The sequence below is a fragment of the Micromonospora sp. NBC_01638 genome (genome assembly GCF_045209745.1).
Classification (GTDB): Bacteria; Actinomycetota; Actinomycetes; order Mycobacteriales; family Micromonosporaceae; genus Micromonospora.
This window is the reverse complement of sequence record NZ_CP109273.1, coordinates 647,538-663,080: the sequence shown is the minus strand read 5'-3', so window position 1 is coordinate 663,080 and position 15,543 is coordinate 647,538. Positions and strand designations below refer to the sequence as shown.

Annotated in this window: 18 protein-coding genes; 13 read left to right on the top strand and 5 right to left on the bottom strand. The window is 65.0% G+C overall.

The genetic code is table 11. The features are described from left to right. Positions 1-8: 8 nt before the first annotated feature. From OG811_RS02940 to OG811_RS02930, 3 genes are all read right to left on the bottom strand, one after another. Positions 9-1,823 carry a hypothetical protein gene (locus OG811_RS02940; RefSeq protein WP_406071944.1) on the bottom strand — a complete coding sequence of 605 codons (1,815 nt, stop codon included), beginning with the start codon at positions 1,821-1,823 and terminating at the stop codon, positions 9-11. A 685-nt stretch (positions 1,824-2,508) separates the two neighbouring features. Then, positions 2,509-3,486, bottom strand: a complete 978-nt coding sequence (locus tag OG811_RS02935) for a hypothetical protein (RefSeq protein ID WP_393352343.1) — start codon at positions 3,484-3,486, stop codon at positions 2,509-2,511. A gap of 274 nt (positions 3,487-3,760) precedes the next feature. Continuing rightward, entirely contained in the window at positions 3,761-4,183 is a 423-nt protein-coding gene (locus OG811_RS02930) for a GntR family transcriptional regulator (RefSeq protein WP_406071943.1), read from the bottom strand. Between the two features lie 350 nt (positions 4,184-4,533). Here OG811_RS02930 and OG811_RS02925 point away from each other — a divergent pair, with 350 nt between their 5' ends. The 5 genes from OG811_RS02925 to OG811_RS02905 all read left to right on the top strand — a co-directional run bounded on the left by OG811_RS02925 (position 4,534) and on the right by OG811_RS02905 (position 7,142). Beyond that, positions 4,534-4,659 (top strand): hypothetical protein, encoded by a 126-nt coding sequence (locus OG811_RS02925; RefSeq protein ID WP_393352337.1) that lies wholly within the window; start codon positions 4,534-4,536, stop codon positions 4,657-4,659. Positions 4,660-4,734: 75 nt separating this feature from the next. Next, a complete protein-coding gene (locus OG811_RS02920) occupies positions 4,735-5,070 on the top strand; it encodes a hypothetical protein (protein WP_406071941.1) in 336 nt (111 codons plus the stop codon). A gap of 91 nt (positions 5,071-5,161) precedes the next feature. Then, positions 5,162-5,407 (top strand): precorrin-4 C11-methyltransferase, encoded by a 246-nt coding sequence (locus OG811_RS02915; protein ID WP_406071940.1) that lies wholly within the window; start codon positions 5,162-5,164, stop codon positions 5,405-5,407. 149 nt (positions 5,408-5,556) lie between these two features. Continuing rightward, positions 5,557-6,378: a GntR family transcriptional regulator gene (locus tag OG811_RS02910; RefSeq protein WP_406071939.1), complete on the top strand. Its 822-nt coding sequence runs from the start codon at positions 5,557-5,559 to the stop codon at positions 6,376-6,378. Then, a complete protein-coding gene (locus tag OG811_RS02905) occupies positions 6,366-7,142 on the top strand; it encodes a glycosyltransferase family 2 protein (protein WP_406071938.1) in 777 nt (258 codons plus the stop codon). Before OG811_RS02910 ends, OG811_RS02905 begins: the two co-directional genes overlap by 13 nt. On the opposite strand, the gene OG811_RS02900 is transcribed toward OG811_RS02905, so the two are convergent. Together OG811_RS02900 and OG811_RS02895 are read right to left on the bottom strand one after the other, a co-directional pair. Further along, positions 7,132-7,575, bottom strand: a complete 444-nt coding sequence (locus OG811_RS02900; protein WP_406071936.1) for a hypothetical protein — start codon at positions 7,573-7,575, stop codon at positions 7,132-7,134. The two genes, OG811_RS02905 and OG811_RS02900, sit on opposite strands and share 11 nt — an antisense overlap. Positions 7,576-7,680: 105 nt before the next feature. Next, positions 7,681-8,922 carry a hypothetical protein gene (locus tag OG811_RS02895; protein ID WP_406071935.1) on the bottom strand — a complete coding sequence of 414 codons (1,242 nt, stop codon included), beginning with the start codon at positions 8,920-8,922 and terminating at the stop codon, positions 7,681-7,683. 252 nt (positions 8,923-9,174) lie between these two features. Here OG811_RS02895 and OG811_RS02890 point away from each other — a divergent pair, with 252 nt between their 5' ends. The 8 genes from OG811_RS02890 to OG811_RS02855 all read left to right on the top strand — a co-directional run bounded on the left by OG811_RS02890 (position 9,175) and on the right by OG811_RS02855 (position 15,509). Further along, the gene (locus tag OG811_RS02890; protein WP_091402451.1) at positions 9,175-9,570 is read left to right on the top strand and encodes a transcriptional regulator; all 396 of its coding nucleotides are present in this window, start codon (positions 9,175-9,177) and stop codon (positions 9,568-9,570) included. Between the two features lie 175 nt (positions 9,571-9,745). Beyond that, positions 9,746-11,341: an FtsK/SpoIIIE domain-containing protein gene (locus OG811_RS02885; RefSeq protein WP_406071933.1), complete on the top strand. Its 1,596-nt coding sequence runs from the start codon at positions 9,746-9,748 to the stop codon at positions 11,339-11,341. Further along, the gene (locus OG811_RS02880) at positions 11,338-11,604 is read left to right on the top strand and encodes a hypothetical protein (protein ID WP_121676974.1); all 267 of its coding nucleotides are present in this window, start codon (positions 11,338-11,340) and stop codon (positions 11,602-11,604) included. The genes OG811_RS02885 and OG811_RS02880 overlap by 4 nt, the downstream gene beginning before the upstream one ends. Before the next feature lie 3 nt (positions 11,605-11,607). Continuing rightward, a complete protein-coding gene (locus tag OG811_RS02875) occupies positions 11,608-11,796 on the top strand; it encodes a hypothetical protein (protein ID WP_196919828.1) in 189 nt (62 codons plus the stop codon). After that, a complete protein-coding gene (locus OG811_RS02870) occupies positions 11,793-12,365 on the top strand; it encodes a DUF2637 domain-containing protein (RefSeq protein WP_406071931.1) in 573 nt (190 codons plus the stop codon). Before OG811_RS02875 ends, OG811_RS02870 begins: the two co-directional genes overlap by 4 nt. After that, positions 12,362-14,110, top strand: coding sequence for a replication initiator (locus OG811_RS02865; protein ID WP_406071930.1), 1,749 nt, complete (start codon positions 12,362-12,364; stop codon positions 14,108-14,110). The genes OG811_RS02870 and OG811_RS02865 overlap by 4 nt, the downstream gene beginning before the upstream one ends. Beyond that, positions 14,110-14,292 (top strand): helix-turn-helix domain-containing protein, encoded by a 183-nt coding sequence (locus OG811_RS02860; protein ID WP_406071928.1) that lies wholly within the window; start codon positions 14,110-14,112, stop codon positions 14,290-14,292. The genes OG811_RS02865 and OG811_RS02860 overlap by 1 nt, the downstream gene beginning before the upstream one ends. Next, entirely contained in the window at positions 14,292-15,509 is a 1,218-nt protein-coding gene (locus tag OG811_RS02855) for a tyrosine-type recombinase/integrase (RefSeq protein ID WP_406071926.1), read from the top strand. Before OG811_RS02860 ends, OG811_RS02855 begins: the two co-directional genes overlap by 1 nt. Positions 15,510-15,543: the final 34 nt, after the last annotated feature.

Genomic DNA, 15,543 nt, shown 5'->3' with positions numbered 1-15,543 from the left:
TTAGACACCTACAGCGGCCGAAGAATCTTGCTGCCTGGATCTAGCGAGACCATGTTGTGGGGGGTCTCCGTTAGCATCATCGATAGACTGCCATATTCCTCACTCGTCGCGACGATGACTTGCAGTCCGTCACTACCGTCCCTTGCGAGCCGCTGCAAGAACGTGGCGAAGTCGGTACGATGCACTTCCTGTTGCCGCGGTTCGTCGAGAACGAGGAGGCCAGGATGATTGGTGGCGTGCTTAAGACTGACCTCCGCGAATGAGAGTAGGTAGGCCCACATAGCGCGGATCATGTCGCTCGCCGACAAGTCAAACCCTAAGTCGAATCCTTCATGGACAGGCTTGTAGCTATCCTCGGAAATCGTGATGTTCTCGGGACTCACCGACCTGAATCGATAAGCGTGGAGTTGGTCCCTAAATGATTCATCGATGTGCCCAATCTTTTCCCGATCAGTAATACTGAGCGGGTCTTTGCCTAAGGTCTTGAGCTCTTCGTCGATCTGGCGCCAAGATCCCGCTCGATCAAAAAGCTCCGCAAGTACGGTTTCTAAATCGTCGGCGAATTTGCGGAGAGCGCCGATTTGCTCTTCAATTCTGATCTGCTGTGCAATAGCGGCAATCGATGGCATCGCTGAAGGCGACACCAAACTATCCTTAATCGATCGTATCTGAGACCGAATCGCGTTGGACTCTTCTCTCAGTCTGTGAACCCGCGTAGCTTGCACGTCCCGTCGGCGTAGTGCATCGCTGAGCATATTCCGGAACGTAGACAATTCTTGCTCGATGAATCTGATGTTATCGTCCGTCGACATCGGCGTACTAGTGATATCAAAGCCATCCGGTAAAAACTGGTTGCATGTTGGGCAGTGGGGTTCGTTACCCAGCAACGTCGAATGGCGCGAGCCAAGCCTGGATAGTAAGGCGGCGTCCTTGTGTCGCTGGAGGTCCTCCTCTAGAGCCCCTACCCGCTCTTGAAGGTGAGCAGCGCGTGCTTGAGCCCCGTCATAATCAGCGACGGCATCAACTATAGCCGCATTGGAAGCAGTAAGTTGGTCCTGAACGGCCGATAGCTGGACTTCCAAGTTCTGGACTGCTGGCCCAGTTTCCGGCACTATTTCGATTGACTGGAGGATCTCGCTCAGCCTGGACACCTCAGCTTCGACTGACAACCAGGTTCCGTCGGTCTGGGCCACGAGCGCCTCAGCCTGGATCGGTTCCGTTACTGCTGACGGAGCGGTAGGCAGATTGGTCAGGACAACGGATGCAGCCGCTGCCTCACCTTCTAGGGTTCGAGCACGTTGCTTCCATTCCGATTCCGCCAACGCTCGCGCATACTCGAGTCGCTGACGTCGCAACGCCAGGTTGTAAGCGTCTAGGCCGAGAATGAACTCAGCACTTCGGCGCACCACGTCCCTAATTTGAAAGTAGGCAGGAATGCGCGGCTGGACGCCCAGCCACCCTTGCTTTTGCTCAACGAAGGAATACGGGAACAGGCACTCAACGTATAGCGGAGCCTCACTGCCATCCGTCTTTGTCACGCGGGGAAGACTCCAGCCAACGAAGTCCGCCAAGAAGTGATGAAAGCCAGCACGACGCTGAGCCGATCCTGGCATCCTAACAAAATAGTCACTTCGATTTTGCCCGGCGGTTCTATCGGTAATTGCCGCGCCATGCATCACAGTGATGAGCCTGGGATCGATTCCGTCGGACTTAACCACCCTGTGCACGGTGATCACTTCACCACGAGAATTCTCGATCTCGAGCCGGACGAATGAGCGCTCCACAGGGAGAGCGACCCCGTCCACCTCAATTTCATCGGTCATTGCGTGTGGCAACGGTATATCTCGCCTTGGGCTAAGCATGCCCTCCAAGCCCAAGGCATACATCATCGCCTGCAAGCACGTCGACTTCCCGCTTGTATTGTCAGCTCTGACAATGTTCAGGCCATCCGTGAAGAAGACATCGATGCCACACAGTGGCCCTGACGTGAAAACTCTTAGCTGCACTGCCCTAATTTTGAGTCTCACTGCCACTCCAACATCTGACGGACCCTGGTCTGCGTTATGCCCTTCGGAAGGGCATTTAATGCACGCTTTTCATCTACAAGTGCACCTTCCTGGCTCCGCACAGCGGATGCAATGTCTTGCCCTTGATGGCTCAATGTTAGCGTCTGATTTCTATTCCGCTTCACGAGGCCGGTAGCGACGGCGAGTGCTATGGTCCGCGTCAGTGTTGGGTCATATCGAACGATAGGATCGTCGGGCCGACGATCACCTGCGAACCAGCGAGCAATGAGCTTTCTTCCCGCCTCAGTTCTTAAGGACCATAGAAGTAGGTGAACCTGCTCAAGGTTCGCGGTCTTGCCCCGACACTGATCGAGAACTAGCGTCAGAACGGGGAGGCGCCAGCCGAGTCGGAGGTCTCCAGGTATCGGATCTGGTCGATGCCGGAAGCGGATCGGTGTGGACACTTCACCGAACGCCTCCTCAAGTACATCCTCGTCGGCCTTCACGCGGCTTCCTCGAAGTCGAGTGGGCAACGAATCAGCCAGTCTGCGATGGCTCCCCAGGCAAGGCCGGTAATAGCCTTTTCGCCAACTGGGCCGGCATCGCGAGCAAGATCGGATCGAAGGTGTTGCACAATTTCTTTAACGAGGTTAGTGGACGGCGGGCTGCTCCCGTCAAGGTGCTCTAATTCAAGGAGGCTTTCCCTGCCGTGGATGCACGACACGACACTCTCCCATTGGTCAGGGTAGCGGGCCCGCAACTTTGTAAGAGTATTCCCGCTCTCAATGTGCTTCACCAGGAGGTGTTCTATGTATCGCTTACGCTTTTCAGGTTCGCCGAAGACGTGCCTGAGTTTGCGGTCCATCGTCTCGTACGGTTGAAGGTTCGAGTCAATCCATGCTCTAGCGTCGTCATTGTTTACTGGGCTAATGGGAACTAACTCCGGCGCGCGTGCGAGCAATTCACCGCGAGCGTCAGCGAACGCATCGTCATCAGTGATCATGATACGAAACTTCGTTCGTTCAACGAACGGTAAGTTCCAGCCTCTGACTTCGGCGGCCTTGCCGGTGGCGTGTTGGACTAACTCCTTCGAGTCCCACAATGGGAGCATCAGGAAATAGCAGTGAATTTTGACGTCACCTAGCAACTTGACGAACTCTTCCTGCCGTGCGTAAAGCTTCCCTATGTCCCTTGTCAGTTTGTCCCGCTGCTTTTCATACCGCTCTTTGGTAGATACAGGCTCTTCGACTGCGTAGCACTGAAACGCGTGGCCGTCGTGCGTGAAGGCCTCGATGCCGAGGTCGCCTTTGTGGCGGGCCGGTACCGGTTGAACCTTGTCCCTACCGTAGGTCCGCCGGACGAGCTGCATGCACCAGCTCTCCCAGTCATTCCCCTGCCAGAGCCGTACCGTCTCCAACTTGCTGCCTCCCGCGATGCCTGGCGGATGGACGATGGGGGTGACGCTCCGTCGTGCGTCCATGACAGACGATAGTGGCAACGGCGAGGTAACGGAATCCGCCAAAGGATCACTCGAGCAGCCACAGAGGACGATACGGACAAGGACGGACAGTGCCGACGACGAGGCGAGCTGGGCACGGTTATTGGACGTTGGAGCATCGGCTCGGGAGCCGACCGCAACCCCGCGGCCGCCACCAGTTCACCGAAGCTGCCGGCGCGCGCCTCCCTGCGCCGCGCGGGCTCGCGGCCGCGCGGCACGGCCGGCCGACAGCTGGTAACGGAAGGTGTGAACTGCTCTAGCGCTCTGCCGGGAGCAGCCGATAGGTTCTGACGACTGTGCGGACCGCTCCGTTTGTTCGAGCAAGGCTCTGCTGTTCCATCAGGGTCGTCCCCACCTCGACAGCGAAAAGAGCCGCTAATTCCGGGTCAGCAGCGACTCGGCGCTGTTGAGTTTCCGTCTCGAACCCCTCATCCAGCCAGTGTTCGTGCTGGCGGGAGGTTACGTAGGTGCCACGGCCGTGTTCGGTGGCCACCAAGCCTTCCTCCCGTAACGCGGCTATCGCCTGACGAACCGTGCCGCGCGCTGCGTGGAATTCGGCGGTGAGTGCACTCTCGGTCGGCAAGAGGCTTCCGGGCGGGAGGGCGCCGCTTTCGACGCGCCGCCTCAACTCTTCGGCGATAGCGCGGTAGCGGGGTTGTCCGTAGTGCGGGGCGGGCACCCGGTCACCGTACCTGGCACTTGTCTTACCAAGTGCCCACCAAGTGACCCGTTTCGACGTCTAGACAACTCGTCCACTTGTAGATACGTTTCCTGGTGTGCGGCTGGGGTGACGGCCCGTATCAGGGGTGGTTACGCGCCCGCCCTGGTCGCACCTGATGCGCGGCGTCCTGTCGGACCGGTTGCGGTAGCCGCGCCTACAAGTTGGCTCGGCGATACCCGACCCGTCCGGCGTCGGACGGTGCGCCGTGCCTTCATCCGGGCCGGTGGCCGGCCGCATTCCCCCGCGGCTGGCCACCGGTCCCCGCCTACCTGTGGAGGTGCGATGTCCGGCTCCCATCGTCGACACCATTGGCTCTCGTCCTGGTGGTCTCGGAGACGCCCATCTGCCCGGAGTGCCAGCAGCAACGGTCGGTCGAGTCCTCGCGCGGCTTCTACAACCTCCTCGCCTCGGTGGTCGACGGGCGCCACCCGTGAATTGCCTGTGCTCCGCTATGCGCCCTTGATGACGCGAGCCCAGCTTTATCGAGGCAACGGCGGGCGGTGGCCGCGATGAGTCGTCCGAACAAGCCGGCTCCCGTCACGAGCCACCCGGACTGGTGCGCCCCGGATCGCTGCGGCTACCTGGTACCGCCCGTGATGACGCACATGGCCCGCCGTCATCGCGGCCCCATGCAGCGGGCCGGCGACAGCCGGGCGGGCGGGCTCGTCGTCACGTACCTCATCAGCAGTGAGGCTCTGGGCGGTCCCATGGTCGGTGTTCATGTGACGTGCCGGGCCGGGAACGCCTGGGCGGAGTTGTCCGTGCCGCAGGCAGCCCAACTGGTCGAGCAACTTCGCGGATCGCTGGCACAGGCCACCGGGCAGCAGGGGGCCGGCGATGAGTGAGGGTGCTGCCATCCCAGAGCGACCGTCGCCGTCGTCGATCGCGCCGGTCGTGTGCCCGGTGTGGTGTCGAGGCTGTGGACCGAACGACCCGATGCACCGCGGGCTCCTCTCCACCATCGGACGGGAGCGGACCGGCTGGGTCACCGTCCAACTGGTCGTCGACCGGTTCGCCCGCCGGGACCTGGCCGTGAAGCTCGAGGCGACCCGTTACGGCGCGACGCAGACCGTGCTCCTGGCGCCCGCGCAAGTGGACCGGCTCATCGACGAGCTGGTCTACGCCCAGCTGGAGATGCTGACACCAGCAGATGGCGGCGAGCGGACCGGAGAGACGCGGTGAACGCCAACACCCGTCGGGGCTCAGCCGTTCCTCGTACTCCTGGCCTGCGCCCTGCGCGGCCACCGCGAGCAGCGGTAGCCGTACCGCCGGTTCCTGAGCGGCCCGCTGGCGGGACCACCTGGCAGACGTTGGAACGTCTAGGGGGTACGGTGACCGGTGTGCAAGGCCGGGACTGGCGCCCTCGCTACCTGCAACTCGCGGAAGAGTTGCGGGCGAAGATCGTGAGCGGCGAACTAGCCCCAGGCACGCTGATGCCCAGCGAGACCGAGTTGGCCGACACCTCGGGCCTGTCGCGCACGAGCGTCCGCAACGCCATCCGGCAGCTCCGCGAATGGGGCCTGGTCCGGGCCGAGCAGGGGCGCGGCACCTACGTACGGGCACCCCGCCAGCGGGTACGCCGTCGTAACACCGAGCGGTACCAGTGGGAGAAGAATCGCGTCCTGCTCGACGAGGACGAGCGGTTGAAGACTGGCGCCACCGAGCACGACACCGGCCTGACCGTCGATGACCTGAAGTTCCACGCCGAATACACCCGGGTGGAAGCTGATGCGGAGATGGCGGCGGCCTTGCAGGTTGAGCCGGGCACTTCGCTGCTGCGCCGGGTCTACTGGACGTCCTCGCGGCACGAGAACGCGCCGCTGACCGTGTCGTACTCCTACCTGCCGTACGACCTAGTGGCCGCGAACCCGGACCTGCTCGACGCGGGCAAGGAACCGTGGCCGGGCGGTACACAGCATCAGCTCTACACGCTGGGCGTCGAGTTGGACCGAATTGACGACGAGATCCGGGCTCGCCCGCCGTCGCCCGATGAGGCCGAGCTGTTGGACATCGACCCGGGCGTCTCCGTGCTCACCGTGCGGAAAACCTCGACCGACACCACCGGTCGGGTTGTCGAGGTCGCTGACGTGGTGATGCCGGGCGACCGCACCGAGCTTGTCTACTCCCACAAACTCCAGCGGTGGAAAACTTGACGCAGCTCGTCTCGGTCATCACCCCGGTCCACGCGCCCAGCATCGAGCACCTGCCCGGCGCCTACGAGTCGTTGGCCAAGCAGGAAATGCCTGACGGCTGGGACTGGGAATGGCTCGTCCAAGAGGACGGGCAGACCGGCGCCCTGGTCGACGCTCTGCCTGACGATCCCCGGATCAGTCTCGGCAGCGGCCGTCCCGGTGGGCCTGGTGTTGCCCGTACCCTGGCGCTTTCCCGGGTCTCCGGGCAACTCATCAAGGTCCTGGACGCCGATGACCAGCTGACCCCCGGCGCGCTCGCCCGAGACATCGCCGCGTTCGACGCGCACCCGCAGATCGGCTGGACCACCTCGCGGGTACTCGACCTCCTGCCCGACGGGTCGACCGCCGGATGGGACAAGGACCCGGCCGGTGGGCTCATCGACCGCGGCTCGGTCCTCTCGTTCTGGCAGGCCAACGACTACCGAGCATCGGTGCACCCGGCGACCCTGTGCCTGCGGCGAGATCTCGTCTTCGCCCTGGGCGGCTGGATGGCGCTGCCCGCCTCCGAGGACACCGGCCTCCTGCTCGCCGCCAACGCGGTCACAGCGGGCTACTTCACCCGGGAGTACGGCCTGCTCTACCGCAAGTGGCCCGGCCAGGTCACCAGCCAGGCCGCGCACCGGGAACCAGCCGAGTACCTGGCACGAATGAGGATCATCGAGGCCCGAGCCAACGCCCTAGCCTCGATGATCCCGAACGGCTTCGCTGGTAGCGCTACGGCGTAGCCTCGTGCCCCGGCATCCCGTGGGTACGCCGCCGCTCCTTCATCTCCGCCTCGAAGATGTGCCGCCGACCGCCGGCTAGCTTCTCCCGCGCGTCCCGCTCGATCTCCTGGAACGCGGCGTAGTAGCCGTCGTCGAACTCCTCCACGATCTGGAACGTCCACCGGCCTGGGAGCACGTTGCGCCCCAACAGCTCGTGCTCAACCCGGTCGGCCATCTCGTCGTGCCCCGCCTCGCGGAGTAGCTTCACCACCCGGTCAAGAGTGAGATCCGCACCGCCAACAAGTTGGTGCGCCGAGTACAGGTGACCTCGCACCCGATGGATCGTCTCCAGCGCTTTGCTTAACTCGCCTAAGGCCGCGACTGTTGTATCGTGCACCCCATCTGGCCGGCGGTGCAGGCTAGGGTCGGACGGAGGATTGTTGGAATGCTCCATAGGCGGTCGGTACCCGTATAACACCAGAGGTAATCCTAGGCGAATGGGATTCTCTACTTGTTGAGATGTGAAGATTTACCCGCATGGGCTGGCTTCAACGAATTCTCACGTGAGTAATACTCCTGAGCTGCCGTCAAGGCTGCCGGTCTGCACCTCTAGATCAATAGGGGACCTAGGGTCAAATCTTCGATAATCGCATCGGTCGGCCAGGTCAGCCAAATTCCAATGCCGAAACTCTTGCGCAATTAGGGGCGAGTGGCTAATTACGGCCAACTGGGCATGGCCTGCCGCTTGTTCAAAATGCTGCAACATGGCGAACTGAAAGTGGGCCTGGTACCTGTCTAGAAATCCGTCAAGAACCAGGAACGTGGGCTCAACCATTGCGTGGTGCTGAGCATGGACGGCAGCTATTTCCATAAGCACGAGGTCATTCATGGCAGGTGGATAGCCTGACTCTTCGGCAGTTGTTCGATAGGTGCGACCGTTGTAGTCAACCACATATCGGACCGAATCTTTGTCGACCTGGACTTCCTTGACCATGTTGCTTGCCTCGGGCGTCGACCCGAGAAGGCCTTTCATTGCGGTTGTGTTCACATCAAGGAAGCGAGCGAGAGAGGCTAGGCTGCCAATGGAGGTGCTGTGCCAATCTGAGAGCATTACCGTTTTATATGGCCGAGCAACGTATGGAACCGGACGGCCATCAAGGATGTGGGAGACTTCGCCGCCTCGGCCCTTCGTTGCGACTTTGTGAGTTTGCGGGTCAAACCACCGGACGGCTATATCAACGTCTCTCCTTCGCGAGATATCGGCTACGTAGTGGGGGTTTGCGACGCTGCCGATTAACCTTGCGAGCATAGTTTTGCCACTGTTATTCGGGCCTGCGATGATATTTCGCATCCCCAGTTTGAAATTGCGCCCGGAAAGAGCTGCCGGGGCCGAGTTTATGGAGATCGACTCAACAAGTCCGTAGTTGTCTAAGGCGACTCCGTGCATGTCGAACGACTTGCGCGCCTCGTGTAGCCGCTTCCATGCGCGCAGTTCAGATACCGAGAAGGAATTTCCACCATCCGAGTCGATTGCCTTGCCGTGATCGTAGCAGCACCAGATTCCATTTTCTGCCGATCTGCGCTCATTGATCGATAGGCCGCCTGTGCCGCGGGGTCCGCCCGGTGCGGCGGCATAAATATGTGCTGCCATTCCGATGTCTATGACATCCGCCGTGCCTGGCCCAGGTCCCACGGTTGGTCTTCCGCAGTTCAACACAGAGCATTGAAACCCTGCCCGCTGGGCAATTAATCGCCTTGTGGCGGCCGAAAAATCTGCGCGCTGTTCCACTTTGAGCGGCATCTCCTCGCTGACCAGGAATTACAAGGGTTCACGCTACCGGAAGGCATCGAGCCGGACGAGCGTCTCGCTGGGGTTGAAACGCAGCTCCTTAATAACAACGTGTCTCCTCATTTTAGAAACTTCGCAAATAGATCTTACCGGGCAAGTTGACACGACGATCGTGTGTAGCGACCAGTTGTTGACTTGTCTGCCAAGTGCCGTCTACCTTGGAACGCAACTTGGCAGACAAGTTAACAAGTTGGAGGTTGAGCGATGGCTCTGCGTGGCGGCACGAGGTTCGCGGTGCGGTGTGAGGACGTGTTCCCGGCGGGGTGCGCGTTGGTGCCCGAGTCCTTGGGCGAGGTCGAGGACTACGACGAGAAGACCGGTCGGCGTAGCCCGGCGAAGGACAAGCTGACCGGCCAGCGGGTGTGGCAGGTCCGGGTGATGGACCTGGATCCGGAGTTGGGCAAGCGGTCGCGGGAGACGACGGTCAAGATCTCGGCGGACTACCAGCCGGTGCCGCCGACGGGTGGCCTGTTCGAGGCGGTGGAGTTCGACGGCATGACCGTGACGCCGTACGTGGGCAACAACGGTCGGATGGCGTATTCGCTGCGGGCGACCGGGATGCGTGCCCCTGCGGGCGTGGCGACGAAGGCGGCGCAGTAGCTGCATTTGGTGGGGGCGGGGCTGTCAGGTCTTGGCGGACGGCAGCCCCGCCCTCTGTCTCTTTCCCCTGCTCTGTCGAGAGAGGTAGTGACATGTCCAAGGGTATGCCTGCCGTCCTGCGGCGGCCCACAGTGGCGGGTGCGCGATGATGCGCCGGCCGCGGGGCGAGGTCGTGATGACCACCGCCGGGGACCTGATGGTGATCCGCCCGCGCAGGTTGGAGTTGCCGGTCTGGCTGATCGCGCTCGGCCTGGTGCTGCGGTGGCTGTGGCGGGGCCTGTGGTGGTGTCTTCGCCACCCGGTCGCCGTCGGCCTGGTCGTGGTCGGGGTGAGCCTCTTCCGCGAGTTCGGCCGGGCTGGCGTGATCGTGCCCGTGGTCCTGGCCGCTGCCGTGTCGGCGCTGTGGCGGTGGCGGCATGAGTCGTCGTGGTGGACCTGGTGCGCCGGTCCGATCCTCGGCCGGTTCCGTCAGCTCTTCGTCTACCGCCGGGCCTGGCGGGAAGCGATGACCCTCTGCGGGCTGGCCAAGGTGTACGACCATCGCACGGTCCTTCCGGAGCTGCTGCGGGTCCGCTCGGATCAGGCGCTCGACGTGCTGACCATCCGCATGGTGCGCGGTCAGACGCCGGAGGAGTTCCAGAAGGCGACGGCGAACCTGGCGTACGCCTTCGGCCGGCGGCACGCCCGGGTCTACTCCGAGCGCCTAGATGACCCGCCGATCCGGTCGGGCTACTGGGCGCTGGTCCTGGGCGCGGTGGACCGGCTGAGGTTCCGGGACCGGCCGTCGGTGGTCTATCTGGTGGTGGTCCGCACGGATGCGCTGCGCACCCTGGTCGACCCGTTCGACGTCCCGTCGGTCCCGGACTTCACCGCGCTGCCGCTGGCTCGGCGGGAAGACCTGCGGCACTGGTGCCTGCACCTGCTCGCCACGCACGTACTCATCGGCGGCGCCACCCGCTCCGGGAAGGGCTCGGTGCTGTGGTCGCTGGTCCGAGTTCTGGCCGGCGGGATCTCCTCCGGGCTGGTCCGGCTCTGGGTGATCGATCCCAAGGGCGGTATGGAGTTCGCGATGGGTCGGCCGTTGTTCGCGCGGTTTGCCTGCAAGTCGTTCGAGGCCATGGCCGACCTGCTCGACGAGGCAGTGGCGGTGATGCGGGAGCGGCAGACCAGCCTTGCCGGTGCGGTGCGGGTCCACACTCCGACTCTGGCTGACCCGTTGGTCGTGGTCGTCATCGACGAGATGGCGGCGCTGACCGCGTACCTCCAGGACGTCGAGCTGCGTAAGCGCATCGCCGGGTCGCTCGGGCTGCTGCTGTCGCAGGGTGCTGGCGTCGGCGTGCTGGTGGTGGCGGCGTTGCAGGACCCCCGCAAGGAGGTGCTGCCGTTCCGGGACCTGTTCCCGACCCGAATCGCGCTCGGCCTTACCGAGGCCGCTCAGGTCGACCTCGTGTTGGGCGACGGTGCCCGCAACCGCGGTGCCCTCGCCGACCAGATGCCCCGCTGGGCCAAGGGCGTCGGCTACGTGATCCTCGACGGCACCCCCGAGCCGGCCCGGGTCCGCTTCTCCTACATTTCCGACGACCACATCCGGGAACTGGCAGCCGAATACCCGGCCCCGGCCGACGCGGCGGACATCCTCGCCCAGGTCGGCCGGGAAACCGCCACCGAGCCAACCCGGCCGCCTCTGTCCCGGCAGCGTCGCGGACCACTGCTGCCCGACTCGCTGCTCAACATCCTCGATCGGGATGCCGATGGGGGTGAGCCGCGGTGACTGCCCCGACCGACGGCCGAACCTTCTACCGACTGCGCGCGCCCGGCACCGACGGCGCCACCAGCACTGCCGTGTCCGTGCGCGTCGACCCTGCCCGTCCCGACGCGTACCCGGTCTATCTCGCGGTCGGTGGTGGCCGGCGCCGCATGTACCTGACCCCCGACGAGGCGTGGGCGCTGTGGCGCTGCCTCTCCGAAGCGGTGGCCTCCCTCGGCGAGCCACCCGACCACATCCGTACCCGCGTCGCCCCGGCCCGGAGGTAACCGATGTCCCTCAAGAGCTTCTTCCTCGGCACCCACCGCCTCAAGCCGCTGCACATCGAACTCAACGGCTCCCCGGACCGGCTCGCCGGTGCCCTGCACGGCCTGGCGCACATGGTCAACCGCCGCCGCGACCTCAACGGCCAACAGATCTGCATCACCCTGACCGTCCGCGACACCAGGGGCGGCCGATGATCCGCGAACGCGCCGAGTCCGGCGTCCGGGTGCTGATCCTGCTCGCCATCGGCACCATGGCCGGCGCCGCCGCCTTCACCCACGTCCACGACCTGACCGTCGCCCACGGCCAACCCGACTGGATCGGCTGGGCCAACGCCGTAGCCGTCGAGCTGATGGCCATCTACCTCGGCCTGGAGATCCGCGCCCGCCGCCGTGATGGTCGACCCGTCGGCCTGGTCGGCGTCCTGCTGATCGCATTCGCGCTGCTCTCCCTCGCCGCCCAGGTCGCCGAAGCCGAACCGTCCGTCTGGGGCTGGATCGTCGCGGCCGTGCCGTCGCTGGCCTTCCTCGCCCTGGTGAAGGTCGTCCTGTCCAGCGCACCCACCATCCCGCCGGCACCCGAGCCCGATAAACCGGAGGTCGACTGGAGACACGACGTCTCGGAGCAGGTCATCGAGCCTGAGCCGCAGCAACCGACTCTGCCGATCGCGCCTGTACCTCCGGTTCGCCCGACCTCGTCCGCGGTGCTGCCTCCGGTCGGCGTCGTCCAGCCCAACCGGCCCCAGGTCGTCGGGATCATCCGATGACCGCTCCGACCCTGCCCGGCCTCGAACCCGCCCCGAACCCGATTGCACCTCGGGCAGGGTCGCGGGCGGCCCGCATGGCGCTACCCCGCTCGGTCGACGTGCTCAAGGAGATCGCGGCCGAGTACGGCGTCTGCGTCCGACCGCTCGCCATGCGTCGCACGGACCTGAACACCGGGCTGACCGAGGTCATCGACCTGCCCTGTGGGGCGACCCGGGAGGACAAGTGCGCCCCGTGCGCCAAGAAGAACCGCCGGCTGCGGCAGGCGCAGATCCGGGAAGGCTGGCACCGCGACGACGAGCCGCTACCGCCGCCAGAGCCGGCGACCGAGGAACAGAAGGCACTTGTCCTGCTGCGCGGGCACCTGGAGTTCTCCCGCGATGAGGCGTCCCGGGCGAGCCAGTGGGACCAGGTCACCGACCTCGACGAGGCGATCCAAGAAGTGGAAGAGGCGATCGCGGCCGAAGGGCTCCGGGGCCGGGTCGCGCCCCCGCACTCGGCCGGCGATGAGGACCAGGGCGACGAGGACGGCGGCCGGCGCCGCAAGCGTTCCACCCGGCGGCGGCAGGATGCCCCGGACCTGCCTCGTCGCAAGGTCGAGCGCCGGACGGTCGGCAAGACCTACACCGCGCCGGACGGCTCGACCTACCGGCCGTCGATGTGGCTGACCCTCACCCTCGACTCGTACGGCCCGGTCCGCCCGGACGGCACCCCGGTCAACCCGGCCAGGTACGACTACCGCCGCGCGGCCTGGGACGCGGTGCACTTCCCTCGGCTGCTGGACCGGTTCTGGCAGAACCTGCGCCGCTGCGAGGGCTGGAACATCCAGTACGCGGGTTGCGTCGAGCCGCAACGTCGTCTCGCCCCACACGCGCACTTCGCCATCCGGGGCACCATTCCCCGCGACGTACTGCGGACCGTCGCAGCGGCGACGTACCACCAGGTGTGGTGGCCGAGCGTGGATGTGCAGCGGTACACCCTCGACCGGCTCCCGGTCTGGGACGAGCAGGCGGCGGCGTGGGTCGACCCGAACACCCGCGCGCCGTTGACCACCTGGTCGGAAGCGCTCGATGCGATCGACGAGGACCCGGACGCCGAACCGGTGCACGTGGTGCGCTTCGGCTCACAGGTCGACGCCCGTGGGGTCATGCCCGGCACTGAAGACGCCGAACGGACCATCCGGTACGTCACGAAGTACATCACCAAGCACACCGGCGACGTCCACAAGATCACCAGCGGCCGGCAGCGGGCACACCTGGACCGGCTGTGGCAGGAACTCCAGCTGACCCCGTGCACCGACCGCTGCGCGAACTGGCTGCTCTACGGCGTCCAGCCGAAGGGGGCACACGCGAAGCTCAAGCCGGGCCGCTGCAAGGGCAAGGTCCACCAGCGGGACACCCTCGGCATCGGCGGCCGGCGCATCCTCATCTCCCGCGACTGGTCCGGCAAAACGCTCAGCGACCACAAGCACGACGTACGGGCCTGGGTGCGGGCTCTGCTCGGCGTGAGCGTCGGCCTGGATGGCGTCGACGACCAGGGCGCGACCGTCGAACCGGTCCGGCACGCCTGGGAACTCGCCCGACCCGACGACCCCGACGTGCCGGCCATGGCCCACCGGCTGCTGCGGTCGATCAGCGAACGTGCCCGCTGGCGCTCCGAACTCCTGGCCGCGAAGGACCGGGCCGCGCAGCTTCCCGAGGCCGAACCGAGAACGGGAACGGACGGCACAACGGGGGAGAGGCTTTGATGGCGGCGAACGATGGGCTCTGGACGATCCAGGACGTGGCGGCGTACCTGCGGGTGCCGACCGAGACGCTCTACCGCTGGCGGAAGGTCAAGTACGGTCCGCCGGCGGCCCGGGTCGGTCGACACCTGCGGTACGAGCCGGAGACGGTTCGGTCGTGGGTACGCGCGCAGGCAGCGGCCTGATGGGACACGTAGAGGACCGCTGGCACAAGACGGTGCGTCACCCGGGAGGGCGATCGGAGCGGGTCAAGACGGGACTGTTCGGCAAGGGCCTGCGCTACCGGGTCCGGTACGTCGGGCCGGACGGCAAGGAGCGCAAGAAGTCGTTCCCGGACCGGGCCAAGCGGGAGGCTGACGCCTTCCTCGTCTCCACCGAGTCGGACAAGCTGCGTGGCACGTACGTCGACCCGTTGGCCGGTCGGATGACCTTCGCCGAGTACGCCGAGACCTGGCTCCGGACCCGCTCCTTCGACGAGTCGACCAGGGAGAGCACCGAGTATCGGGTACGCAAGCACCTGCTGCCGTTCTTCGGCTCGCGGAAGCTGGCCGAGATCAAACCGGGTCACATCCGGGAGTGGGACGCCGCGATGGTCGGCAAGCTTGCCCCGGCGACCCGGGCCGTGGTCTTCGCCCACCTGCGGACCATCCTCGGCGCGGCCGTCGACGACGAGCGGATCGCCAAGAACCCGTGTTCGGCAAAGTCGGTCAAGCCCCCGCGACCGGTTCAGCGCCGGGTGGTGCCATGGCGCTACGACCGGGTTTCGGCAATCCGCGGTGGCCTCGCCCAGCGGTACCGCGCGATGGTCGACCTGGGGGCCGGCTGCGGTCTGCGCCAGGGCGAGATCCTGGGGCTTGGTGTCGATGACATCGACCTTGACGCGGGGTGGGTGCACGTCTCGCGTCAGGTCAAACTCGTCCGCTCCCGGCTCGTTTTCGGCCTGCCCAAGAACGACCGGGACCGCCGGGTGCCGCTGCCGGACTCTGTCGCCCAGGTGCTGCGGCAGCACATCAAGGACTGCGGCCCGGTGACGCTCACGCTGCCGTGGGAGAACCCGGCGGATGACGAGCGGGTCACGGTGCCGCTGCTGTTCACCACTACGCGGCGAGGTGCGATCAACCGGCGCACCTTCGACAACAAGAGTTGGCGTCCCGCCGTGCTCGCGGCCGGCATCACGCCGACCCGGGCCACCGGGATGCACGCGCTACGCCACTTCTACGCCTCGTCGCTGCTCGACGCGGGGGAGAGCATCAAGGCGCTTGCGTCGTACCTCGGCCACGCCGACCCCGGCTTCACCCTCCGCGTTTACACGCACCTGATGCCGGCCAGCGAGGAACGCACGCGACACGCCATCGACCGCCTATTCGAGCCCGGGTCAGGAGATGCGGGGGCGCGATCGTGAGAGCGACGACGCGATTCTTGTCGCCGGCTACCGA